The 22,414-nt window shown below is 58.0% G+C and carries 21 protein-coding genes; 8 read left to right on the top strand and 13 right to left on the bottom strand.

Annotation, left to right across the window (positions count from 1 at the left end; translation table 11 throughout):
- Positions 1 to 675, bottom strand: coding sequence for a spermidine synthase (locus tag EKM04_RS15800; protein WP_183895204.1), 675 nt, complete (start codon positions 673 to 675; stop codon positions 1 to 3).
- A gap of 192 nt (positions 676 to 867) precedes the next feature.
- On the opposite strand from EKM04_RS15800, the gene EKM04_RS15795 reads away from it, so the two are divergent.
- Both EKM04_RS15795 and leuA read left to right on the top strand, forming a co-directional pair.
- Entirely contained in the window at positions 868 to 2,079 is a 1,212-nt protein-coding gene (locus EKM04_RS15795; RefSeq protein WP_268842299.1) for a benzoate/H(+) symporter BenE family transporter, read from the top strand.
- Between the two features lie 302 nt (positions 2,080 to 2,381).
- On the top strand, positions 2,382 to 4,097 hold the full coding sequence (leuA, locus tag EKM04_RS15790; RefSeq protein WP_183895208.1) for a 2-isopropylmalate synthase: 1,716 nt from the start codon (positions 2,382 to 2,384) through the stop codon (positions 4,095 to 4,097).
- A 106-nt stretch (positions 4,098 to 4,203) separates the two neighbouring features.
- Here the strand turns inward: leuA and EKM04_RS15785 are convergent, their stop codons facing one another.
- Positions 4,204 to 5,169, bottom strand: coding sequence for a metallophosphoesterase family protein (locus EKM04_RS15785; protein ID WP_174154083.1), 966 nt, complete (start codon positions 5,167 to 5,169; stop codon positions 4,204 to 4,206).
- A 228-nt stretch (positions 5,170 to 5,397) separates the two neighbouring features.
- Here EKM04_RS15785 and EKM04_RS15780 point away from each other — a divergent pair, with 228 nt between their 5' ends.
- Entirely contained in the window at positions 5,398 to 5,796 is a 399-nt protein-coding gene (locus EKM04_RS15780; RefSeq protein ID WP_183895670.1) for an NUDIX domain-containing protein, read from the top strand.
- Between the two features lies 1 nt (position 5,797).
- Here EKM04_RS15780 and EKM04_RS15775 read toward each other — a convergent pair whose 3' ends face one another.
- Positions 5,798 to 6,790: a glutathione S-transferase family protein gene (locus tag EKM04_RS15775; protein WP_183895210.1), complete on the bottom strand. Its 993-nt coding sequence runs from the start codon at positions 6,788 to 6,790 to the stop codon at positions 5,798 to 5,800.
- A 295-nt stretch (positions 6,791 to 7,085) separates the two neighbouring features.
- Between EKM04_RS15775 and EKM04_RS15770 the strand changes: the two genes are divergently transcribed.
- Positions 7,086 to 7,643 (top strand): GNAT family N-acetyltransferase, encoded by a 558-nt coding sequence (locus EKM04_RS15770; RefSeq protein ID WP_183895213.1) that lies wholly within the window; start codon positions 7,086 to 7,088, stop codon positions 7,641 to 7,643.
- A gap of 101 nt (positions 7,644 to 7,744) precedes the next feature.
- Here the strand turns inward: EKM04_RS15770 and EKM04_RS15765 are convergent, their stop codons facing one another.
- Genes EKM04_RS15765 through EKM04_RS15745 form a run of 5 tightly spaced genes read right to left on the bottom strand, consistent with a single transcriptional unit; the run spans position 7,745 to position 15,016 of the window.
- Positions 7,745 to 8,167 carry a GNAT family N-acetyltransferase gene (locus EKM04_RS15765; protein ID WP_183895216.1) on the bottom strand — a complete coding sequence of 141 codons (423 nt, stop codon included), beginning with the start codon at positions 8,165 to 8,167 and terminating at the stop codon, positions 7,745 to 7,747.
- The gene (locus EKM04_RS15760) at positions 8,167 to 10,248 is read right to left on the bottom strand and encodes a hypothetical protein (protein ID WP_183895218.1); all 2,082 of its coding nucleotides are present in this window, start codon (positions 10,246 to 10,248) and stop codon (positions 8,167 to 8,169) included. The genes EKM04_RS15765 and EKM04_RS15760 overlap by 1 nt, the downstream gene beginning before the upstream one ends.
- A gap of 1 nt (position 10,249) precedes the next feature.
- Entirely contained in the window at positions 10,250 to 13,063 is a 2,814-nt protein-coding gene (locus EKM04_RS15755) for a DUF4159 domain-containing protein (protein WP_183895220.1), read from the bottom strand.
- Complete coding sequence (locus EKM04_RS15750; RefSeq protein WP_174153656.1) at positions 13,060 to 13,980, bottom strand: DUF58 domain-containing protein; 921 nt, start codon at positions 13,978 to 13,980, stop codon at positions 13,060 to 13,062. Before EKM04_RS15750 ends, EKM04_RS15755 begins: the two co-directional genes overlap by 4 nt.
- A 25-nt stretch (positions 13,981 to 14,005) precedes the next feature.
- Positions 14,006 to 15,016 (bottom strand): AAA family ATPase, encoded by a 1,011-nt coding sequence (locus EKM04_RS15745; protein ID WP_183895222.1) that lies wholly within the window; start codon positions 15,014 to 15,016, stop codon positions 14,006 to 14,008.
- Between the two features lie 180 nt (positions 15,017 to 15,196).
- Between EKM04_RS15745 and EKM04_RS15740 the strand changes: the two genes are divergently transcribed.
- From EKM04_RS15740 to EKM04_RS15730, 3 genes are read left to right on the top strand one after another with little or no spacing between them, the layout of a single operon-like run.
- A complete protein-coding gene (locus tag EKM04_RS15740; RefSeq protein WP_183895224.1) occupies positions 15,197 to 15,820 on the top strand; it encodes a DUF1285 domain-containing protein in 624 nt (207 codons plus the stop codon).
- Complete coding sequence (locus tag EKM04_RS15735) at positions 15,817 to 16,455, top strand: NUDIX hydrolase (protein ID WP_183895226.1); 639 nt, start codon at positions 15,817 to 15,819, stop codon at positions 16,453 to 16,455. Before EKM04_RS15740 ends, EKM04_RS15735 begins: the two co-directional genes overlap by 4 nt.
- Positions 16,452 to 17,714 carry a CCA tRNA nucleotidyltransferase gene (locus EKM04_RS15730; RefSeq protein WP_183895228.1) on the top strand — a complete coding sequence of 421 codons (1,263 nt, stop codon included), beginning with the start codon at positions 16,452 to 16,454 and terminating at the stop codon, positions 17,712 to 17,714. Before EKM04_RS15735 ends, EKM04_RS15730 begins: the two co-directional genes overlap by 4 nt.
- Before the next feature lie 15 nt (positions 17,715 to 17,729).
- On the opposite strand, the gene EKM04_RS15725 is transcribed toward EKM04_RS15730, so the two are convergent.
- The 3 genes from EKM04_RS15725 to hemF form a co-directional block, all read right to left on the bottom strand.
- Positions 17,730 to 18,182 carry a hypothetical protein gene (locus EKM04_RS15725; RefSeq protein WP_174153651.1) on the bottom strand — a complete coding sequence of 151 codons (453 nt, stop codon included), beginning with the start codon at positions 18,180 to 18,182 and terminating at the stop codon, positions 17,730 to 17,732.
- 170 nt (positions 18,183 to 18,352) lie between these two features.
- On the bottom strand, positions 18,353 to 18,625 hold the full coding sequence (locus EKM04_RS15720) for a hypothetical protein (protein ID WP_183895230.1): 273 nt from the start codon (positions 18,623 to 18,625) through the stop codon (positions 18,353 to 18,355).
- Positions 18,626 to 18,745: 120 nt separating this feature from the next.
- On the bottom strand, positions 18,746 to 19,657 hold the full coding sequence (hemF, locus tag EKM04_RS15715; RefSeq protein WP_183895232.1) for an oxygen-dependent coproporphyrinogen oxidase: 912 nt from the start codon (positions 19,655 to 19,657) through the stop codon (positions 18,746 to 18,748).
- Positions 19,658 to 19,780: 123 nt separating this feature from the next.
- Between hemF and EKM04_RS15710 the strand changes: the two genes are divergently transcribed.
- On the top strand, positions 19,781 to 20,059 hold the full coding sequence (locus EKM04_RS15710) for a hypothetical protein (protein ID WP_183895234.1): 279 nt from the start codon (positions 19,781 to 19,783) through the stop codon (positions 20,057 to 20,059).
- A gap of 21 nt (positions 20,060 to 20,080) precedes the next feature.
- On the opposite strand, the gene EKM04_RS15705 is transcribed toward EKM04_RS15710, so the two are convergent.
- Together EKM04_RS15705 and EKM04_RS15700 are read right to left on the bottom strand one after the other, a co-directional pair.
- A complete protein-coding gene (locus EKM04_RS15705; protein WP_183895236.1) occupies positions 20,081 to 21,733 on the bottom strand; it encodes a Na/Pi cotransporter family protein in 1,653 nt (550 codons plus the stop codon).
- Between the two features lie 193 nt (positions 21,734 to 21,926).
- Positions 21,927 to 22,388 carry a tRNA (cytidine(34)-2'-O)-methyltransferase gene (locus EKM04_RS15700; protein WP_183895238.1) on the bottom strand — a complete coding sequence of 154 codons (462 nt, stop codon included), beginning with the start codon at positions 22,386 to 22,388 and terminating at the stop codon, positions 21,927 to 21,929.
- Positions 22,389 to 22,414: the final 26 nt, after the last annotated feature.

The raw sequence follows: 22,414 nt of genomic DNA, 5'->3' as shown, positions 1-22,414 counted from the left end.
TCAGGCTTTGCCGGCCAGCCAGAGCGTATGACGCGCACCGCCGCGCTTGCCATTGGCGCGAACACTCATCGCATCTGTCGCGAAACCCGCCTGACGCAGGCGGCGCGTAAACGCAGCGTCCGGCCCTGACGACCACACTGCCAGCAAGCCTTTCGGTCTCAAGGCGGCCCTGGCGGACTGGAGACCCTCGCTATCATAGAGGCTGTCGTTGGAGGGGCGCGACAGGCCATCGGGACCGTTGTCCACATCCAGCAGAATGGCGTCATAGGCAGCTTTTTTCGAGCGGATGAGCACGCCGACATCACCGACATGGATATCGACGCGGGCATCATCCAACGTGCCCTTGTGCAGATCCGCCATCGGCCCACGCCCCCATTCGACAACGGCTGGTACCAGTTCGGCCACGGTGACGCGCGCATCGAGTGGCAACACACCCAGCGCTGCACGCAGGGTAAAGCCCATGCCCAGCCCGCCAATCAGGATACTCTGGTTGGGACGACCCGCAATGCGCTCGCAGGACAATGTCGCCAAAGCCTCTTCGGATCCGCTGAGACGGCTGTTCATCAGTTCGTTTGACCCGAGCATGATGGAAAATTCCTGGCCGCGCTGTTTAAGGCGCAGTTCGGTGCCATCACCGGGAATGGCCGCGCGGTCGAGTTCTATCCAAGGAAGCATCGGTGGTTCTCATCGTCTCGTTTGCAGGCGTCCTAACATGCGCTTGATGGTCAGAACAACATGGTACGGTCAAACCTGTGGTCCTCAGCATCAGATAGAACGGTCCTGCCTTCGTGTTCCTGGATGCGTAACCGAACGGCGCGGCATCGCCTTGCCAGCGCGGTTGTTTTTTGATCTGGGGTAGGGATCGTTTTGATAATCAATCTCCAGAGTTCCGTCATGCTGAAAGACTTTTCCGTTCAAGCCCTTTTTATGGGGTGCCTGACCGCTTTCGTTGGCTTCGCCAGTTCCTTCGCCGTTGTCCTTCAGGGGCTGAAAGGCGTCGGCGCGACGGACTTCGAGGCGGCGTCCGGTTTGATGGCGCTTTCGGTGTCGATGGGCATTTGCGCCATTGTGCTGTCCTCCATAACCCGCCTGCCAGTGAGTATCGCATGGTCCACACCGGGGGCAGCACTTCTGGCGACGACAGGCGTGATCGGAGGCGGATTTCCAGCCGCTGTCGGGGCGTTTATCCTTTGCGCTGCCCTAATCATCGTTGCAGGCCTCTTTCGCCCACTGGGCAAGGCGGTCGCATCCATTCCCGCACCCTTGGCCAATGCCATGCTCTCTGGCGTCATCATCGGCCTGTGTTTTGCACCCGTCAAAGCCATCGGCTTCAACGCAGCCCTTGGTCTGCCGATCATTCTGGCATGGATCGTGGTTGGCGCGTTCAAGCGGCTCTGGGCGGTTCCGGCAGCACTGGTTGCTTTCGTGCTGGTGATGATTTTTGGTGTCGAGATACCGTCTGGCGCTCTCGACAATGTGGTCCAATCTTTGACGCCGCCGATGGAATTCGTCATGCCGGTGTTCAACCTTCAGGCGTTGGTGTCGATTGCGTTGCCGCTGTTTATCGTCACCATGGCCTCCCAGAATATTCCGGGCATCGCGGTCTTGAAGGTTAATCATTACGACCCCAAGCCGGGGCAACTCTTCGCCGTTACGGGTTTTTTCTCGCTACTGTCAGCGCCGTTTGGTGGGCATGCCGTCAACCTTGCAGCCATAACGGCGGCCATGTGCGCGGGTGAGGACGCCCATGCCGATCCGAAACGGCGCTATTGGGCCTCCCTGATCGGTGGCGTCGGTTACGTCATTCTGGGTCTTCTAGCGGGCGTCGTCACCGCGTTCGTGGCATTGGCCCCGCCCATCCTCATTCAGGCGGTTGCCGGGCTTGCCCTTGTCGGGGCCTTCTCCGGCTCCGCCGTTGCCGCCTTCAAGGAGCCTGAAACCCGCGAAGCCGCCGCGATCACCTTCCTCATCACCGCATCGGGCTTGTCCTTCGGCGGCATTTCCGGCGCCTTCTGGGGATTGCTGGGCGGTGGGTTGATGATGGCTCTGACCCGTTTCGTGAAACGCGCGAAAAAATAAAGATGCGCTTGCAACTGAATATTCCGCCCCCTATAAGATTCGTATGACCAACGGCATCGCAACCATTTTCGGCATGAGCGCGCAGATTTCTGTGAAGCCTTCCGTATGCGGTGTACTCTCGCTTCTTAGCCTCGACCTTACACGCGGTTGCCGGGTCCAGTGAGGAGCGCCCGGCGGCCGAAAGTCCGCTGGCACGAATGCTCCTCAACTCGAAATCTCATTTCATACTGGATTTAAGGCCCGTTTGGGCGCGCATCGAAGCCGAGGCTTTTCAGCCCGCGATGCGTGGAAGGAGCAAGATTATGGACGCCAAGACCTCTCGGATTTCCAAGGGCATGCCGGACGCGAATGTGAAGTATCGCCCGTACCCGGTCATCGACATCAAGGACCGCACATGGCCCTCCAAGACCATCGACAAGGCACCGATCTGGTGTTCGGTGGACTTGCGCGATGGTAACCAGTCGCTGGTCAACCCCATGGGGCATGACCGCAAGGCGCGCATGTTCAAGCTGCTTCTGGAGATGGGCTTCAAGGAAATCGAAATCGGTTTCCCCTCCGCTTCGCAAACGGATTTCGATTTTGCCCGCTGGTGTGTGGAACAGGGCGGTGTGCCGGAAGATGTTTCGTTGCAGGTGCTGGTTCAGTGCCGCCCGGAATTGATCACCCGCACGTTTGAATCGCTGGAAGGTGCCAAGAACCCCATCATCCATTTCTACAATTCCACGTCGGAGTTGCAGCGCCGCGTGGTGTTTGCCAAGGATGTCCAGGGTATCAAGCAGATTGCCGTCGATGCCGCCAAGATGATCACCGATATGGCGGCCAAGGCCGGTGGCGGTTATCGCTTCGAGTACTCGCCGGAAAGCTTTACCGGAACGGAGCTGGAGGTGGCTTTGGAGATCTGCAACGCTGTCGTTGAAGTGGTGAAGCCGACGGCCGAGAACAAGCTGATCCTGAACCTGCCATCCACTGTGGAAATGGCGACACCAAACATTTATGCCGACCAAATCGAATGGATGTGCCGCAACATCGATAACCGCGAAAATGTCATCATTTCGCTGCACCCGCACAATGACCGTGGTACGGGCATCGCCGCTACGGAACTGGGCCTGATGGCAGGTGCAGACCGCGTTGAAGGCACGCTGTTCGGCAACGGCGAGCGCACCGGCAACGTGGACGTGGTTACGCTGGCACTGAATATGTACACGCAGGGCGTCGATCCCGAACTCAATTGCCGCGATATCGAGCATATCAAATCGGTCTACGAATATTCCAACGAGATGACGATCCCGGAGCGCCACCCTTATGTGGGAGAGCTGGTCTATACGGCGTTTTCCGGCTCGCACCAGGATGCGATCAACAAGGGCATGAAGGCGATCAAGGTTGCCAACCATCCGGTGTGGGAAGTGCCTTACCTGCCGATCGATCCTAAGGACGTTGGCCGTTCCTATGAGGCAATCATCCGCATCAACTCGCAGTCCGGCAAGGGCGGCATCGCCTATATTTTGCAACAGGATTACGGCATCAACCTGCCGCGCAATCTGCAGATGGAGTTCCGTGAGGAAATTCAGCGCATCACCGATGAGGAGGGCGTAGAGTTGCCCGCCAAGCGCATATATGAGCGTTTCATCGAGCAATATGTCACGCAGCCGAATGCCCGCATCAAGTTCGTGGATCACCACACCTATCCGGCGGGGGACTATAAGGGCGTGCGCGTGGTTGCCGCCGAGATTACCGACAATGGTGAGATCAAACGTATCGAAGGCAAGGGCACGGGCCCCATCGATGGCTTTATCAACGCGCTCTCCACCTACCTCGGCATCGACCTGTCGGTGAACGATTATTCCGAACATTCGCTGCAACACGGCTCCAACGCGTCGGCCATTGCCTATGTCGAGATGGAGCATCCCGGCGGAAAGCTCTTCGGTGCGGGCGTCAACACCAACATTGTTGCTGCTTCGCTCGAGGCTATTGTTTCTGCTGCCAACCGCGTGTTGAATGAGCGGGCTGCAAAGCGTTAGAACCGAGAGCGAAAGCACTCCGGAAGTGAACCGTCATGCTCAGATGCATCTTGAGCATGACGGCGTTGAACCAGATCCGTTGGTTTTGAAAAAAAATCCGCCCGTCCTATTCCTCGTCACCTTGCTCCACGGGGTTGCTGAAGCCGAGAGGGCGACCGTTGGTGTAGAAAACACGCACATCCTCAAGCTCCACCCCGGTGCCTCTTTCATTAAGGCCAAAGCGTTCGCACGTTACGTTCCATGTGCCGGGGCCGCCATCGATGTGAAACAAATTATACGCCGACCGGGGCTTCTTGCCACCGGGGCCCTGGCTTGTGGATGCGATGCCGACCACCGGTGTGTGCTCGCGTCCCCGATGCGTGGTCAGCCAGTAGACGGTGTTGAGATGCGTGTGGCCGTGAAGCACGAGTTCTGCACCGCCTGTGCCTATGGCTGCGGCAAAGCGTCGAATGCCGATCATCCGTTTGTGGGTGGATGCCGCGCCGCGGATGGGTGGGTGGTGGATCATCACCACCCGGAACAGGCCTTGCTCGCCCGCCTGGCGCAACAACTCCGCCGTCGCGCGAGCCTGTCTGCGGCCGAAATATCCCGTAGCCGAAAAGGGCGGGGTGGCGATCGATGTCGAACAGCCGATCATGGCGACGGGGCCACGCACACGCATGTAAGGGAATATCTTTCGATCTTCATCCCAATGTTCTGCATCGCCATCACCGCGAACGAACGGGTACCAAGCGGCCATGGCCTTGTCATGTGCGCCTGGGACGTAGGCATCATGATTGCCTGGCACCACGGACACCTTCAGCGGGTCGCCGATTTCCTCGAGCCAATCGGCTGCTGCGCGGATTTCGATGCCGGTCGCCAAGTTGACCATATCGCCGGTGATTGCGATGTGATCAGGCGCTTTGCTTTCCATATCGTCCACGACCTTTTCCAGCGTATCGCTGAAAAGGTGCTTGCGGCGGTTGAGACGCCAGTTCACAAAGCCAAGGATACGCTTTGACGCAAGTTCACGGAAAGTGAGTTTGGGCAGCGGTCCGAGATGGATGTCGGAAATATGAGCGAGTTTGAACATGCGTTCAGACATAATCTATCCATGTTGGCGCGTACAATGCGAAATCTCGATATTTCAAAGGGATGAGCGCTGAACGTCGACGTGTGAAGCAGTATCTGGTTTATCCTCTACCAGTTGACGGAGAGTTGAAACGTGAACGAAAACCTTGGGCGGCGCGAAGGGTTCCGGCAGTTTCTTCGAAATATCGCCAAACGCCTGTTGCACACGTACTTCTTTTTAAGTCGGGGAATGACGCTTGGCGTTCGTGGTGCCTGTTTTGATGCGCAGGGCCGACTGTTTCTGGTGCGGCACACGTACATTCCAGGCTGGCATCTACCCGGCGGCGGCGTCGAGCGCGGCGAGACCTCGCTCCAGGCATTGCACAAGGAAATCCGCGAGGAGGGCAACCTCGTCGCGACATCCACGCCGCAACTTGTCCACGTCTATTTCAACAATCGCACAAGCAACCGCGACCATGTGCTGTTTTATCGCCTTGAGGTGGCCCAGACCGCCGCAAAGGTGCCAGACCGCGAAATCAGCGAAAGCGGATTTTTTCCGCTGGATGCGTTACCAGCGGGTACGACGCCCGCCACCCGCAGGCGCCTCGCGGAACTGACGGGAAACGGTGCACCGGATCATTGGTGGTAGCTTACCCCAGCCGTTGTCGGTCATGCGCTCTGTCCAGATCAAGCTCCGGGCCTATGGGCACAATACCGGTGGGGTTGATGGTTTTGTGGCTGCGGTAATAATGGTCTTTGATGTGTCGGATATCAACCGTCTCGGGCACGCCGGGTGTCTGGTAGAGATCGCGTAGATAGCCTGTCAGGTTGGGGTAGTCATGGATGCGGCGGATGTTGCATTTGAAATGACCGACATAGACCGGATCGAACCGCACCAGTGTTGTGAACAGCCGCCAGTCAGCCTCCGTCTGTTGCGCGCTCAGCAGGAAGCGTTTGTTGTTCAGTTGATCTTCTAAAACGTCCAGCGTTTCAAAGATCTTGGTTGCGCTTTCCTCGTAAGCTTCTTGGGTGGTCGCAAAGCCTGCCTTGTAGACGCCGTTGTTGACGGTGTCATAGATGCGTTCATTCAACATATCGATCTCGGCGCGAAGTGGTTCGGGATAGTATTCGGCCTGGGATCCTGTCAGAGCGTCGAAGGCGCTGTTGAACATGCGGATGATATCAGCCGATTCATTCGAGACGATCGTGTCTTTTTGCTTGTCCCAGAGCACCGGCACCGTGACACGGCCGGAATAATGTGGGTCCGCTTTCGTGTAGACCTGCCACATCGCGGAAAAGCCGAAAAGATGGTCTTCCGTCGCGCCGGGGGTGCGTGCGTCATCCGCCTTGAATTCCCAGCCGTTTTCCAGCATCAGCGGATCGACTACAGAGATGGAAATAAGGTCCTCGAGCTTTTTCAATTTGCGGAAGATCAGCGTGCGGTGCGCCCAGGGGCAGGCGAGGGATACATACAGATGATAGCGGTCTTTCTCAGCCTTGAAACCGCCCTTGCCGGAAGGGCCAGGCTCACCATCTGAGGTTACCCAGTTGCGGAATTGCGAGGCGCTGCGTTTGAAGTGGCCCTTGGTTTCCTTCGTGTCATACCAGACGTCTTTCCAGACACCTTCCACCAACATACCCATCCGCATCACTCCTTTAACTGTTAAATCGCACTGTAGGACATGGACCCTCCCAGGCGAACCCCAAAAGGCAGTGAACAGTGCGTTTCGTATTGTGCAATCAAGGCGTCAATGACATGTATGAAGGATTTGTTCTGGACGGACGGAAATATTCCTGATATCCGCCTTGATCACAAATCTGAGGGAATTCTGATTTATGACCGCAACACGGATGCTCCGACGACGCTGACGCTCCAAACGCCTTAACCGGCGCAGCCGTCACATCGTCATGTCCGTATTTCAACGTTCCGGTCCCTTCATGTCCAAGCACGAACTGGTCTACCTCACCGAAGACGCGTCTCATGACGCCATCATCGAACTTATCAACGCTGAAGCTTTTGGCCCTGGCCGGCATACACGCGCTGCGGCGCGGATCCGTGAGCAAGGACCACACGACCGTTCCATTTCCTATATCTGCGCCGATGACGGAGAGACGATTGCGTCTGTTCGCATGACACCAGTTCTGGCGGGCGGCGTCAAAGGGCACATGCTCGGGCCTCTCGCCGTGCGGCCTTCTCACAAGAACCTCGGCATCGGGCGCGAGCTTGTCAGGATCGCGATTGCCGCCGCCAAGCGCAAGGGCTCGGAAGGCGTCATCCTCATAGGCGATCCGCCATACTACATGCCGCTCGGTTTCGAGAAGGTGGCTTATGGCGCGCTGGATTTCCCCGGTCCGGTGGATCTGAACCGGGTCCTTGTCGTGCCGTTGGCTGCCGATGCGCATCAGCGGCTAAAAGGCAAGATCGCGTGGCGGAATTGCCAAGAAACGACCGTCATGGATCCGGTTTTTCCCGCGCTTCTTCTTGCAACGGGCTGATGGCTTTGTCCTAACGTCGAGTGAATGCATAAGAAGCAGCCGTCACTTGCGGCAGCTTTTATTCTGCGTCGTGAGCCTTGGACAGGCAAGTTTGAGCGTGATCAGAAAAATGATTTCTTCAAATAACTCAGCGAAACAGTGTCACTGAAATCCTCGATCTGGCCAAAGATTTCATAACCGCATTTTTGATACACGGCCAGCGCATCCGGGCTCATCGTATCGATATAGGCGCCTTTGCAGCCGCGTTTGCGGGCTTCGTCCTCGGCCATCGCGAGCAGTCTGGTACCAAGACCTTGGCTGCGGATGTCTTCCGGTATGAACAGCAGACTGGTGTAGAGCCAGCCTCGGGCGGTGTGGCCACAAAGGCCGCCGGTGACTTTGCCGTCTTCGTCCCTCAATGAGATGGTGAGTTCCTGCCAGTCGCTGGGGCCGAAACGATCAAGGTTGTAGGCTTTCAGTGCCGCAAATATCGCTGCTTCGCTATCCTTTTCCGTAGCGGTGCTGATGGTGATAATGGGTTCCATTATCGGCCTTCACGCCACCAGAGCGCCGAAAACGCCATGAGCAGTGCGGCCAGACCTGCGAACCCGGCAAAGAGCGGCAGCGTGTTGACACCCTTCAGGACTGTCTCATCCGTCAGACGAATCAGCATCCGGTCATTATCCGCCACCCGCACATCGCCGCGTACAGGTAGGATGTCGGGCAGAACGACGCGGCCGTCGTCATTGACGACACGATGAATGCTCCCCTTGGTCGCGTCGACGACAGGCTTCAATGGTTCCGTGGTGGAGATCATGGCCTTGAATTCGGGTGCATCGACCGCACCGACATGCACCAGGGTGGTGAAATCGCCATTGGTGATTTCGTAGAGGCCGGTCTCGTCCATGCGGCGTTCGATTTTGTAAAGACCCGGCTCCGTTTGCGTGAACGCCATCGTTTCGGTTCTACCAGTCGGAAACTTGACGATCGCATCACCGGGGTTGTCGCCAATGGTCTGTCGCGTGATGTCCAGTGTACGACCATTGGCCCGGGCTGTCAGTGCCTCCTCTTCAAGCTCGGGCTCCTTCATCAGCCAATGGGCGATGCGTCGGTAGAGGCCCGCATGCGGACCACCCCCTTCAAAGCCACGCGCCCAGAGCCAGCCCTGATCGGAGAGCAGCATTGCGACACGACCTTCGCCCTGACGGTTCAGAACAAGAAGCGGGTCCTGTCCGTCGCCCAGCATCACGGTCTGGCCCTGCGGTTGCTCAACACCGACAGTTCGGAACCAACGGCCCCAACGCGGTGGCTCTTCGCCTGAGCCTTCAAGGCCGCGCGTGACCGGGTGCTTCTTGCCCGCTTCCGACAGTCGCGGATAAAAGGCTGCCTGATGCATCTCGCCCGTCGGCTGTGCAGGCAGAACGGATGCGAGCGGCGTCATGGCAATCGAGTCCTGCCCCGCATGCTCGGGACCTGCGGCAATCAGCAGCGCGCCACCTTTTTCAACATATTGGGCGATGTAATCGTAATACAGGATCGGCAGCACGCCGCGATGCTGGTAACGATCAAAGATAATGAGATCGAAGTCCTCGATCTTGTCCACGAACAACTCACGCGTCGGGAAAGCGATCAGTGACAGCTCGTTGATCGGTGTACCATCCTGCTTTTCGGGCGGGCGTAGAATGGTAAAATGCACAAGATCCACGGACGTGTCGGATTTCAGCAGATTGCGCCATGCACGCTCCCCGGCGTGGGGTTCGCCGGACACGAGGAGGACACGCAGGTTTTGACGAATGCCTTCGATGACGTGGACAGCGCGATTGTTGCTGGCGGTGACTTCACCTGAGAGTTCTGCCACGGAAAATTCCATGACGTTGTTGCCGCCGCGTGGAACCTTGAAGCTGAAGGGAAGCGGCTGGCCGGGCGTGGCGTCGAGCTTTGCGATCTCCTCGCCGTTTATCTTCACGGTGACTTCCGCCTGACCGCCCTGAGAGCGGCCATCATCGAAGACGCGTAGTGTCAATTCCTGTTGCTCGTTGACAATGCCGAAGCGCGGTGCGCGGACCACTTCGATGCGCCGGTCGAACTCATCCGCACGACCGGTGATCAGGCCGTGTATGGGGGCCTTGAAGCCCAGTGTCTGCTCGATATTGGTCGTGACGTTCGGAATGTCGTGGATCTGACCATCGCTGAGAAAGATGGCCCCGCCGACACGTGATGGCGAAACGTCCGACACGGCTGCTGCCAGCGATGAGAACAGATTGGTGGCCGGGGCATCGCTGTTTGCGTCGTTCTCGACGTCCACGATCCGTGGTTCGATGCGTGGGAAGCGGGCGAGGCGCTCCTTCAATGTCGCCAATGCCTGATCGGTCTGCGCCGGGCGTTGCTGTACATCCTGGCTCTGCGAGCGGTCGATGATCACAGGAACAATGGTGGAAAGCGGATCGCGTTCCTCATTCGTCAGAAGCGGATTGCAGATCGCCAGCAAGAGGGCAGCCAGTGCCAAACCGCGCAACCATGCGCCGCGCACACCGCGCCAAAGACCGATGATGGCAAGCACGAAAGCGGCGGCAGCGAGAATGCCAATCGCGATCCACGGCAGGAAGGGAGCGAAGGTCAGTGTCATGCTATTGCCCCAACCGCTGGAGGATGTCGGGCACATGCACCTGATCGGCTTTGTAGTTTCCAGTCAGCATATACATCATGATGTTGACGCCGGTGCGGAAGGCATGCTCGCGCTGCACCTCATCGGGTGGCACGGTTGGCAGCACCGGTGCTCCATTGGCATCGATTGCCCATGCGCCTGCTAAATCATTTCCGGTGATGATGATGGGCGATACGCCATCGCCGGACGATGAAATGCCGGAGGTCGTCTTTGCGGCATCCTGTCGAGATTCCACCCAAAGCGGACTGCCCGCATAGCGGCCGGGAAAATTGTTCAGCAGATAAAAGGAGCGCGTGAGGACATGATCCTTCGGCACGGGTTCGAGTGGTGGAATATCGACATTGGCGAGGATTTCCTGAAGACGTTGACCACTGGCGCTGGTGCCGCCCATGTTGTCGGCAGACGAGAACTGGTCGCGTGTATCGAACAGCACTGTCCCGCCTGCGCGCATGTAAGCGTCAATACGGGAGATGGCAGCAGTCGACGGCATCGGCGCAGTTGCCGAGATCGGCCAGTAGATGATCGGGTAGAAGGATAGCTCGTCCTTGGAGATATCCAGCCCCACCGGCTGGCCTGGCTCCAGCGTGGTGCGCCATGTCAGGAATTCGGTCAGCCCCTGCAACCCCTGCTCAGAGACGCGGTCGACATCGTCCTCACCGGTGCGGACATAGGCAAGATGTGTCGTATCCAGACGCTCGAAAATAGCTTCGTCACCTGGCTTGGGATCGTCAGCACGGGCTGTATGGGGTGAGACGACCGTCAGGCCTGCCGCAAAGGCGAGTAGTATCCCCGCAGCGAATGAACGGCCCTGTGGCAGGCGCGAAAACACGCCATTCATGAAGAGAATGATGAGCGTATCGGCAAAGAGCATCAAAAGGGCCGCAATGAACAGGGCAGGACGGAGCGATCTCGCGGCCTCGCCAACGAGACCTTCCCTTGTGATAGCCGTCCCCGCCAGCGCAGTGTCGATCGGGCGGAGCGTCGCATTCGGAGGCAACAGGTTAAGCGCGACGAAACCGGATTCCGTGCCGTAAAGACCGGGTGGATTGTCGAAGCTGGCGCGCGGTGGTTGGCCGGGTTTTGTCTCCAGCGGGCGGGCGGCGCCGATGTCTGGCGACAGCGAACCTGTCGCCGTCAGCAGGCGGTAGGGCGACAAAGCTGCGGCCGGTGCACTGGCAGATGCTGACGAGCCACCGACTTGCGAAAGCTGAACGATCCGGCGCAACATTTCTACGAAGTGACCGGAGATCGGCAAATCCGACCAACTGGCTTCTGCGCTGACGTGGAACAGGACAATGCGACCTGCGTCGACATTGCGGGTGGTGACCAGTGGTGTGCCATCGGCAAGGCTTGCCCATGTGCGTTCAGCAAGATCGGGTGTCGGCTCGGCCAAAACCTGTCGCTTGATTTGGATGCCATCTGCTCTGGGCATGCCGGCAAAGGGGCCGAAACTCGGGAAATCAGCGAGCGGTTGAGGCTCTGCCCATGACAGGGCACCGCCGAGCGCGCGTTCGCCCTGACGCAATGTCACGGGTACCAGCGGGTCATCGGCAGGGGCGGCGGCAAGGCGCGGTCCTGCAAAACGGATGAGTGTGCCGCCGCGCGACAGCCACCGCTGGATGGGCGCGTAGGTTTCCTGCGGAAGGCGACCAATATCGGCCATGACGATGACAGACGGATTGGATTGAAGAAGCTCAGGAATCGCAACGGCGAGGTCGGCCTGTCGCTGCGGCACCAGATCAACATAGGGCTGAAGCGCACGGCTGATATAAAACAACGGCTGGAGCAGTGGCTGAAAATCGTTGCCAGTTTCGCCGGCCAGCAGCGCCACACGGCGACGTCGGAACCCGTCATCCAATAGATGTACCGAGCCTGCGGTCGCCAGCCGGTCAACGGAGAGGCGGGCAAAGTCGTTTCGCAGTTCAAAGGGCGCGCTCAAAACAGCGGTGGTTTCCGCCGCACCGGGGGCGAAGGTTGCACTGTTGCTGGCGAGGATGCGGCCTTGACTATCCTGTGCGTTGATCGTGAGGCTGGCAGGACTTCTTGTATCGAGACGGGAGAGAGAAACGGTCATGGTTTCGGCGCCATTGTCCGCGCCTGTGATGGCAGTTATGGCCTGGCCATCGCCCTCGACCACACGAAATTCTGAGGCTTGCATGGCGGCAAGGCTGCTCAGCGCCGTCTGGTCGCCGGGGGTTGCAACGCCATCGGTGATATAGGCCAAAGTCCCTGCGGCTGCGCCATTCATGGCTTCGCTGACGGCCTGGGCGGCGCGAACGCGGTCCGGCACCAGGGGTTGCGGTTTGGCGGCAGCCAGTTTTTCCAGTGCGATAGCCGTTGTGCCCGGTTCTGCATCATGGTCCCGGTCTGCTGTGAAGGTTATGGAGACGGGGCGTTCGGCTCGCTCTGCATCCCCGATCAGGGCCTGCGCGGTCCGCACGCGGCGGTCCCAATCCGGTGCCGCCGCCCAGCCATTGTCCACGATCAACACCAGCGGGCCGTCGCCTGCCAGTGTGTTGTTCCGTGGATTGACGACAGGGTCGGCCAGCGCGAGAATAACCGCAGCGGCAAGCAGCATGCGCAAAAGCGTTAGCCACCAAGGACTTTTGGAGGGCGTTTCCTCGCGCTTCAACACCGTTGCGAGAATGCGCAGCGGCGGAAAGACTTCCGCCTGCGGGCGTGGCGGTGTCAACCGCAACAGCCACCAGATGGCAGGGAGCGCCAGAAGGCCGACGAGAATAAAGGGACTGGTAAAAACGAAGGGCAGGGCGCTCATGTCCTTCCTCCGTTTTTGCCGGTAGACGGCGCGCCGGACAGATACATGTGCATGGCTACGAGTGCTTCGGATGCGAGATGGTCGGTGCGGTGGAACACGAAATTCCAGCCCAGACGACGAAGTGAGGACGACAACGCGTCACGTCGTGCGAGATAGGCGCGGGTGTAGTCGTCGCGAATGGTTTCGGCGCGGCCGGATGTCAGCTTCTCGCCGGTTTCGGGGTCGGAAAATTCGGTGCGACCACTGTATGGAAAGACCTCTTCGGCAGGGTCGGCAATTTCTACCACATGGCCTCGCATGCCGCGCCGGGCCAGTGGCGAGAGGCGCTCCATGATGGTTGTCGCATCGTCCAGAAAGTCACCGATCACCACAAGATCGCTGGAGCCACGGATCATCGCAGTGTCGGGCACGCCGGTGGTCGCAGGCGCGTGCATGATGGCGGTTGCAAGGCGCTCGGCGGCATTGCGTGCCGACACTGGCTCCATAATGCCGGGGCAACCGATACGCTCGCCGGACCGGGCCAGGATTTCCGCCAGCGCCAGCATCAGCACAAGCGCACGGCTTTCCTTGGAAACGGAACCAAGCGTCGATTTGAACATCATCGATGGCGAGAGATCAGCCCAGAGCCAGATGGTGTGCGCTGCTTCCCATTCCCGATCGCGGACATAGGTATGGTCGTCGCGGGCGGAGCGCCGCCAGTCGATACGAGACAGGCTTTCGCCATCCGCATAGGGACGGAACTGCCAGAAGTTTTCGCCGATGCCGCGTTTGCGACGGCCATGCCATCCGGCGGTCACGGTATTGGCGATGCGCTTGGCCTCCACCATGCAATCGGGAACCAAGGCCGCGCGTTGTCGGGCACGGGCAAGCACGTCACTGCCGTGCGTCTGCTCTACGATCTGGCCGATGGATGCCACGTGCACTCCTTATGTGACCGGATGGTCAGTTTTTCGCCTGTTCCACGAGGCCGGCGATCACATCGCGTACCGACATGCCTTCTGCCCGTGCCGCAAAAGTCAGCGCCATGCGGTGTTCCAGAACGGGCTCTGCCAGTGCATAGATATCGTCCAGTGACGGTGCGAGGCGGCCTTCGTAAAGCGCGCGCGCACGTGCAGTCAGCATCAGCGACTGACCAGCGCGCGGGCCGGGGCCCCATGCCACATTCTTATCCGTCAAAGCGTTGCCGTGGCCGGGGCGTGCCGAGCGCACCAATGCAAGGATGGCGTCAACGACCTTGTCGCTGACCGGCATCTGGCGAATGAGCGTTTGGATCTCGACTAGTCGATCCGCCTCGATGACGCGGCGGGCTTCGCCTGATGCCGTGCCAGTTGTATCGAGCAGGATCTGACGTTCTGCGGCCAGATCAGGATAATCGACATCGACCTGAAGCAGGAAGCGGTCGAGTTGGGCTTCCGGCAGCGGATAGGTGCCCTCTTGCTCCAGCGGATTCTGGGTGGCGAGGACGTGAAACGGCTTGGGAAGATCGAAGCGCTGGCCCGCGACGGTAATGTGATATTCCTGCATGGCCTGCAGCAGCGCAGACTGTGTGCGAGGGCTGGCACGGTTGATTTCATCAGCCATGAGCAGTTGGCCGAAAATCGGTCCCTTGATGAAGCGGAACGAGCGGCGACCGCTTTCGTCCTGGTCCATCACTTCGGAGCCGAGAATATCCGATGGCATCAGATCCGGCGTAAATTGAATACGGTTTGCATCAAGGCCGAGGACCGTGCCGAGCGTGGTGACCAGCTTTGTCTTGGCCAACCCCGGCACGCCCACAAGCAGTGTATGACCGCCGGAGAGAATGGCGAGAAGCGTGTTCTGTACCACTTTCTCCTGACCGAAGATAACCTTGGAAACTTCCGCCCTTATGGCCGCAATATCCGACAGCGCCTTTTCGGCCGCAGCGATAATCGCCTTTTCGTCGAGGGTTTCGCTGGTGTTCATCATGCCCATATCGCTCTCCTCAAACTTCAGCCGCGGCCATCGCTTTGTAACGGCAACTCAATCGCATACAGGACGGATTTCGCGCTGCCTATAGCTTATTGCCATACTGCCCGCTGACAAGCATCCTTCGAATGACTATCTCGTTACCTATAATGACGACGTCAATAGGTGACAAAGCAGGGCTCTAATATGGCGCTTGAAACGATAAATTCGCCAATGGACGCGGCAGGGCTGGCCGCGATGATTTCCCACGCAGCCGAACAGACGGGCGACAAAAGCCGCGGTCCTGCCCCTGTAGAGCGCTGGAATCCGCCTTTTTGCGGCGATCTGGATATGGAAATCCGGGCGGACGGGACGTGGTTCTATATGGGCACGCCTATTGGACGCGCGCCGTTGGTGCGTTTGTTTTCCACCGTTTTACGCAAGGACGAGGACGGCAAGACCTACCTCGTAACGCCTGTGGAAAAAGTCGGGATCCGCGTGGTGGATGCACCGTTCATCGCCGTGGAGATGAACGCGGGTGAAAAAGATGGCGTTCCACTTCTCACATTCCGCACGAATGTCGGTGATATGGTGGAGGCTGGACCAGATCACCCGTTACGTTTCGAGATCGCCGGTAAAAACAAAGAGTTGAAGCCCTATCTTCTGGTGCGTGGGCGACTGGAGGCGCTGGTGTCGCGCGCGGTCATGTACGATCTGGTGGAACGGGGGGAAGTCATTGAAACCGAAGGTAAAGCGATGTTTTCTGTTCGCTCCGGTGGGAAGGTTTTTCCCATCATGCCCGCTGACGAACTGGATGCGCTGTCAAGATGATCTCAGATATCATGGAATTTTCCGCCGCTGATTTTCGGCGTCGTATCCTTTCGGAAGGCGAGGGTGTGGCGGAGCGGGAGGATCCTGATAACGGCGATCATGTTCTCAATCCCGGCGTTCGACTGGTGGGCGAAGGCATCCGTTTGAAGGACGCCGCCGTTCTGGTGCCGGTGGTGGATTACGGGGACGACGCACGGGTCATTTTTACGCAGAGAACCGCAACGCTCCGCAAGCATTCGGGCCAGATTTCGTTTCCTGGCGGCGGAGTCGATCAGGAAGACCGATCGGCTGAAGATGCCGCTCTTCGCGAAACCGAAGAGGAAATCGGCTTATCTCGTTCGTTTGTCGAGACCGTGGGTCGGCTGCCGGATTATATTTCCGGGACAGGGTTCCGCATCAAGCCGGTCCTCGCAACGGTCCGGCCCGGCTTCGAACTCACGCTCAACCCGACCGAGGTGGACGATGTGTTCGAGGTGCCGCTGTCTTTTCTCATGAATCCCGACAACCACACGCGCGGCAGCCGCATCTTTCAGGGGAGGGAGCGGTTTTTCTACGAAATGCCCTATGGCAAGCGCTACATCTGGGGCATTACGGCGGGCATCGTGCGCAGCATTTACGAGAGGTTCTATTCATGAGCAGCATTGCCGGACAGGAGTGGTTTTCCAAACCAAATCTTCAGCGGATCTTGGCGCTTTTGAATGCCGATGGCGGCGAAACGCGAATTGTGGGCGGCGCCGTGCGCAACGCGCTGATGCAAATGCCCGTCGGCGATATCGACATGGCAACGACGCTGTCGCCGCAGGATGTGACAGAGCGAGCCAAGGACGCAGGCATCAAGGCGGTGCCGACAGGTGTCGAACATGGCACGGTGACGCTGGTTCTCGATGGAGAGGGCTTTGAAGTCACCACGCTTCGTCGCGACGTGGAAACCGATGGCCGCCATGCACAGGTCGCTTTCGGTACCGACTGGACGGAAGATGCAGAAAGACGCGACCTCACCATCAATGCGCTTTACGCCGATGCATCGGGTAAAGTGATCGACCTGATTGGTGGTCTGCCGGATATCGAAAAACGAAATGTTCGCTTCATTGGCGATGCCGACCGGCGGATTACGGAGGATTATCTGCGTATTCTCCGCTTCTTCCGCTTCTTTGCCTATTATGGTTCGGGTCGTCCAGATGCGGACGGGCTGAGGGCAAGTGCACGGGCCAAGGACAAGATTTCGACGCTTTCGGCCGAGCGTGTATGGAGCGAAATGAGGAAACTGCTCAGCGCCACCGATCCATCCCGGGCGCTGTTGTGGATGCGGCAATCCGGTGTTTCGAGCCAGGTTCTGCCCGAAACAGAAAAATGGGGCATCGACGCTATTCATGGATTGGTCGCGGCAGAGCAGGCGCTGGGCTGGGCACCGGATGCGATGGTGCGTCTTGCCGCCATCGTTCCGCCGGAAGTGGAACGGATTGCCTCGATGACATCACGGCTGCGCATGTCGAATGCAGACGCCAAACGCCTGAAGCAATGGGCCTTTGCCCCAACAATCGACCCGGCTATCACGGACGCAGCGTTTGACCGACTGCTTTATCGGCAAGGTGTCGAAGGCATGATCTTGCGGCTGCAACTGGCGCTGTCATCAGCGCGAGCGGACGTCTCGGCGGGTGAAGCCGCCATGCAGAAGATCGCGAGATTGTCTGCGCTGCTTGCGCGTGCGCAAAAGTTCGAGCGCCCGAATTTCCCTCTGACAGGCGCCGATGTGCTGGCTGCCGGTATCGCACCGGGGCCGAAGGTGGGACAGATTTTGAACGAGCTTGAAGAAAAATGGATCGATTTCAACTTCTCGCTCGACCGGTCAGTTTTGATAGGCAAGCTAAAGGCTGTTGTCGGGACAGCGAGTTGACGCAAAGGTGCTTTGCTACGGCATCTCGATGACGAACAATTTTATACAGTCCGAACGATTTTTGATTCCGACGCCCATCTCGCCATGCCGATAGGAGCGCCAACCATAAAGATCGAATTCCTGCTTTGGTGAAGCTGACATTTTAAGGTAGAACTCTTCAGCCGAGATTTTTTTGAAACCATTGCTGGTGAACAGACTGTCAGTGATTGCTGTGGATGCGCCACACCAATTCGATTCTATTAGGCTGTCCATAAACCCCTCATCCTGAGCGCTTTGAAGACGTAACGAAGCGAACGAATGTCTCGCGCTCTCGTCCTCAATAAGGTTTAAAATATCTGACTTGGATGGCGTGGAACGAGACATTTTTGTGTTGTTCACCATACTGCCCAACACATAGGCGAAAACAATTAAAACAGACACACATACTGCGAGGAAAAGTGAACCTAGTAACAATACTTTAGTTTTCATCCAAAACCGTACCGAAGAGAGATCGATCCCTCATCCTATCTATTTTCAGCAATATTGTATGTGCAATTGAGGCCCAGCCTTCACATTTAACATTGCTGTGCAGAGCCTTTTGGACGAAAGGCTCTGCACTTACGTATAAACTGCGAGTTAGATAGATATTCGACTTCTTATCACACCGCTTCCGGAAGCGCCCAGCAATGAAAAACGGACGATGTGGCGGCGGCTGGTGCACGGGTTAGTTTGACCCTGCCACTATTTGTGTTGGCTGCTGCCTCGTTCGCCAGTCTCCGTTTGACCTGTTCGGCGTAAAAGGAGAGTGGCAGATCGCGATCCCCCACCGCCCGCATTTCGGAGGCGAGACGGTTGATCAATTCGGGGGTGGGCAGGGCCTGAGATTGACTTTTGCCAACGTCAGAGCTGGGCATGCTGTTTGAAATAATCATGATGATATCTCCTCCAGTCATCGACATCATGGAGATTACCACCGTGTTCTTTTCTGCATAAGTGCTAATTTTCCAAATCCTGCCCAAATGCATTAACGAACGTGAAACTTTTCGTGATTTCTAGGGCCAGCGCACCACAGGGGGGAGTGATGAGAGGATCGAGTCCACATTCCCGCCTGTCTTCAGACCGAAAATCGTGCCCCGGTCGTAGAGAAGATTGAACTCGACATAGCGACCACGGCGAATCAGTTGCTCGTCACGGTCTTTTTCGGTCCAAGGCTGATTGAAGTTGCTGCGCACAATTTTGGGGTAGACCAGATTGAAGGCGCGGCCGATATCCTGCACGAAGGCAAAATTGTCGTTCCAGTCGCCTTTCTCTTCATCCGGGTGTAGCCAATCGAAGAAGATGCCGCCGATGCCGCGCGGCTCGTTGCGATGCTGGAGATGGAAATATTCGTCGCACCATTGCTTGTAGCGCGGATAATCGGCCACTTTGTGCCTGTTACACGTGATTTCGAAGACACGGTGGAAGATCTGGCTATCATTGTCTTCCTGCGTGCGGCGTCGGTTGAGAACCGGTGTCAGATCCGCCCCGCCACCAAACCAATGGCTCGAGGTTACGACCATGCGCGTGTTCATGTGCACTGCGGGAACGTTCGGATTGACAGGGTGTGCGATCAGCGAAATGCCAGATGCCCAGAAGCGGGGGTCTTCTTCGGCACCGGGTATCTGCTTGCGGAACTCCTGCGAGAACTCGCCATAAACGGTGGAGGTATGGACGCCGACTTTTTCGAAAACGCGGCCCTCCATCATCGACATCTTGCCGCCGCCGCCTTCGCCATTGTCGCGCTGCCATTCCTTCTGAACGAAACGGCCGGGCGCTTGATCGGCAAGAGGTCCCTGCACGTCATTTTCGAGGTCTTCGAGCGCTGAAACAATGGTATCACGCAGACTTTCGAACCAAGCCTTGGCCTGCGCCTTCTTGTCCTCGATGTCGTCAGGCAAGCCCTTTGGCAAAACCGGCCGTTCCATATCGATCTCCTCGCGTCGAATCGTTTTGTCTCGCCCGGTTTATCAGCCACGCAGCGTGGATACAAATTGGACTCGCCAAGTCGAACTCTAAACACTACATTTTGAAACAGAGAGGTGAATGTCATGGCGAAATTTACCGGGCCACCGCCGCTAGGCGGCTTGAAGCGCAGGCTGGACGCTCATCGGCAGGATCGCGGCGCTGCCGGTGGGCGGAAAAACGACCGGCAGGGCATGTTCGTGCGCCAGACCTTTTGTCTTGCTCGGGACGAGGCGCGTGCCAAGGCGAGGGAATGGTTCGATGAATATCCCAAGGCGGCCTATTGGACGGAAGTGGAAAGCTGGCGGCCGCTGGAAGGTGACCGCATAGAGTTCACGATGCGTCGCCTCCCTTCAGCTGATTAGAAACGGGTCCTTTCACGCGCTTTAGGGTCGATTGTCCACGGCGCGCAAGCGGCTTTCGCCCAAGACGCCGCCTTGGTCCAGAATAGGATGCGCCACAGAAACGATGTGGGCATTAACGCGCTTGAGGTCGCGCAGCATGTCCAGATGTAGCGAACTGGTTTGCACACTCTGGGGCAATCCGTCACGCAAGCGTTCGATGTGCCGGCTGGACGAGCGCTTTTCCAGCCGCCGGATGTCATCCTTGATTTCCATAAGACGGCGGGCGAGATCGAAATCGCCGGTCACGAAAATACTCTGGCCGGCGCGCAGGTTCTGGATGGTCATGTCGAACAGTGTCTTCAGTTCGTCATAGCCCTCGTCCGAAAACTTGAAGCCGTTGACAATTTTCTTGCGGATCTGTTCGCAGAGACCTTTCTCAACGATATCGCCGATATGTTCGAGGTTAATGGCGTAATCGATGATCGTTATGGAGCGGTTCGCGTCGTTTTCATCCAGTCCCTTGCGGCCGAGCTGCGAGAGGTAGATTTTTACGTCCTGCTGCAACGTATCGACCCGCTTTTCCAGCGCTGCAATTTCCGCAAGCGGCGCCAGGTCGTTGTGTTTGAACGCGTTTTCGGCGCGGATCAACATTCGCTCTATTGTGTCGCCCACGACGAGGACTTCGCGTGTCGCATTGGCAAGGGCGACGACCGGCGTATCCAGCGCGCTGGCGTCAAGAAAGCGTTGGCCTTCTTCAGATTTGGTGTCTTCCGGCACAATCTTTGCCATCAGGTCGGACAGGAGACCTGAAAACGGCCATGCCAGGGCGGTCAGCACCAGATTGAAGATCAGGTGGGCGTCCACAGGTAGCATGTCTGGTGCCAGGGGCAACTGTTGAAGCACCGCAGCACCAAAGCCCGCCAAGGGCAAAGCGATGAGGCAGCCTACCGTGCGCACGACCAGATTGCCAATGGTGATACGGCGAGCCGCAGCCGGCGCTGAAAGCGTTGTAACGACCGGCGGGATCGCGCCGCCGAGATTGGCACCGAGAATGAGGACGATGATCAGCCCTGTTGAAAGAATGCCGGCAGAGGCGAGCGACAGGATCAGCACCACGACGGCAAGGCTGGAGGAGGAAACGAAGGCCAAGGCTGCCGACAAAAGAAGTGCCACAGGCCATGCTTCATCCAGCAGCCCGATAAACGCGCCGAGCGCGGGCGAATCCCGCATGGGTTCTGTTGCGGCACTCAACAGATGTAACGACAGCAACATCAGGCCGACGCCCACCAGGGCCGTCCCGCCACCTTGCCGGCCACTGGACGCACCTTTGCGGATGATCAGACCCGTGAGAATGAGCATAGGCGACAACCAGGCGACGCCGGTTGCAAAAATCCAGGCGGTGACGGCAGTTCCAATATTGGCGCCGAGAAGCACCACCTGCGCCATGCGCGGACGTATGAGATCGCGCTCTGCGAAAGACGCGACAGTCAGTGCGGTGGCGGTGGAGCTCTGCAGCGCAATGGTTGCGAGAAAACCAGACAGCAGAGAGCGGGAGCCGCTTTTCGTGCCTGTTGCCAACACAGTTCTGAGCTTGACGCCGAATGCCCGCGTGACGCCGTCCTTGACTTGCGCAAGACCAAAAAGCAGGAGCGCGACAGCGCCCAGCAAGTTGACGATGATGATGGTGGATTGCATGCGTGTTCACCCTCCTTCCGTCAGTCTTGATCGTGAACGCCTTGCCTTGCCCGAAACCGATCTAGCTTTCGGACGACATGCTGCGCGGAAAGTTTTCGGAGGTAGGAATCTTTAGTTGGCTAATAAATATAAGATCGAAACACCCCTTCGTACAGGGCTGATTGCGACATTTTGGCGTGAAATGGCGATGGATCTAGCGCCAGGCGGTTTGTCTCAAAGCCTCGCCTGCCATCATCGCGGCAGACATGGCGACGTTGATGGAGCGTTGTCCCTCCCTCATGGGAATGATCAGTCGCTCATCGGCTTTTTCGTGGACATGATCCGGTACACCAGCGCTCTCGCGGCCAAAAAGCAGAACGTCGTCATCGCGGTAGGTTATGTCGGTATAGGGCAGTGCTGCCTTGGTCGAGGCAAGGAGCAATCTGCGGCCAGTGGATGTGCGCCATTCCTCAAAGCGCTCCCAATTCACGTGGCGGGTCAGTGACGCCGTGGTGAGATAGTCCATTCCCGCTCGCTTCAGATTGCGGTCGGAAATATCGAAGCCAGCGGGCTCAATGATATCGACACCGATGCCCAGGCAGGCCGCCAGCCGGAGAATTGTTCCCGTGTTTCCGGGGATGTCGGGTTGGTAGAGCGCAATCCTGATATCGGGCATGGTCATGTCTTTCGCGACGTTGCTGA

This window comes from Rhizobium skierniewicense Ch11 (assembly GCF_023757665.1).
Taxonomy (GTDB): Bacteria; Pseudomonadota; Alphaproteobacteria; order Rhizobiales; family Rhizobiaceae; genus Agrobacterium; species Agrobacterium skierniewicense.
This window is presented reverse-complemented; position numbering and strand designations above follow the sequence as displayed.

Bases quoted from the DNA above. Each gene is read 5' to 3' on its own strand.
- EKM04_RS15800 (WP_183895204.1), bottom strand. From the start codon at position 675: ATGCTTCCTTGGATAGAACTCGACCGCGCGGCCATTCCCGGTGATGGC.
- leuA (WP_183895208.1), top strand. From the start codon at position 2,382: ATGGACGCCAAGACCTCTCGGATTTCCAAGGGCATGCCGGACGCGAAT.
- EKM04_RS15785 (WP_174154083.1), bottom strand. From the start codon at position 5,169: ATGTTCAAACTCGCTCATATTTCCGACATCCATCTCGGACCGCTGCCC.
- EKM04_RS15780 (WP_183895670.1), top strand. From the start codon at position 5,398: ATGACGCTTGGCGTTCGTGGTGCCTGTTTTGATGCGCAGGGCCGACTG.
- EKM04_RS15775 (WP_183895210.1), bottom strand. From the start codon at position 6,790: ATGGGTATGTTGGTGGAAGGTGTCTGGAAAGACGTCTGGTATGACACG.
- EKM04_RS15770 (WP_183895213.1), top strand. From the start codon at position 7,086: ATGTCCAAGCACGAACTGGTCTACCTCACCGAAGACGCGTCTCATGAC.
- EKM04_RS15765 (WP_183895216.1), bottom strand. From the start codon at position 8,167: ATGGAACCCATTATCACCATCAGCACCGCTACGGAAAAGGATAGCGAA.
- EKM04_RS15760 (WP_183895218.1), bottom strand. From the start codon at position 10,248: ATGACACTGACCTTCGCTCCCTTCCTGCCGTGGATCGCGATTGGCATT.
- EKM04_RS15755 (WP_183895220.1), bottom strand. From the start codon at position 13,063: ATGAGCGCCCTGCCCTTCGTTTTTACCAGTCCCTTTATTCTCGTCGGC.
- EKM04_RS15745 (WP_183895222.1), bottom strand. From the start codon at position 15,016: ATGGGCATGATGAACACCAGCGAAACCCTCGACGAAAAGGCGATTATC.
- EKM04_RS15740 (WP_183895224.1), top strand. From the start codon at position 15,197: ATGGCGCTTGAAACGATAAATTCGCCAATGGACGCGGCAGGGCTGGCC.
- EKM04_RS15735 (WP_183895226.1), top strand. From the start codon at position 15,817: ATGATCTCAGATATCATGGAATTTTCCGCCGCTGATTTTCGGCGTCGT.
- EKM04_RS15730 (WP_183895228.1), top strand. From the start codon at position 16,452: ATGAGCAGCATTGCCGGACAGGAGTGGTTTTCCAAACCAAATCTTCAG.
- EKM04_RS15725 (WP_174153651.1), bottom strand. From the start codon at position 18,182: ATGAAAACTAAAGTATTGTTACTAGGTTCACTTTTCCTCGCAGTATGT.
- EKM04_RS15720 (WP_183895230.1), bottom strand. From the start codon at position 18,625: ATGATTATTTCAAACAGCATGCCCAGCTCTGACGTTGGCAAAAGTCAA.
- hemF (WP_183895232.1), bottom strand. From the start codon at position 19,657: ATGGAACGGCCGGTTTTGCCAAAGGGCTTGCCTGACGACATCGAGGAC.
- EKM04_RS15710 (WP_183895234.1), top strand. From the start codon at position 19,781: ATGGCGAAATTTACCGGGCCACCGCCGCTAGGCGGCTTGAAGCGCAGG.
- EKM04_RS15705 (WP_183895236.1), bottom strand. From the start codon at position 21,733: ATGCAATCCACCATCATCATCGTCAACTTGCTGGGCGCTGTCGCGCTC.
- EKM04_RS15700 (WP_183895238.1), bottom strand. From the start codon at position 22,388: ATGCCCGATATCAGGATTGCGCTCTACCAACCCGACATCCCCGGAAAC.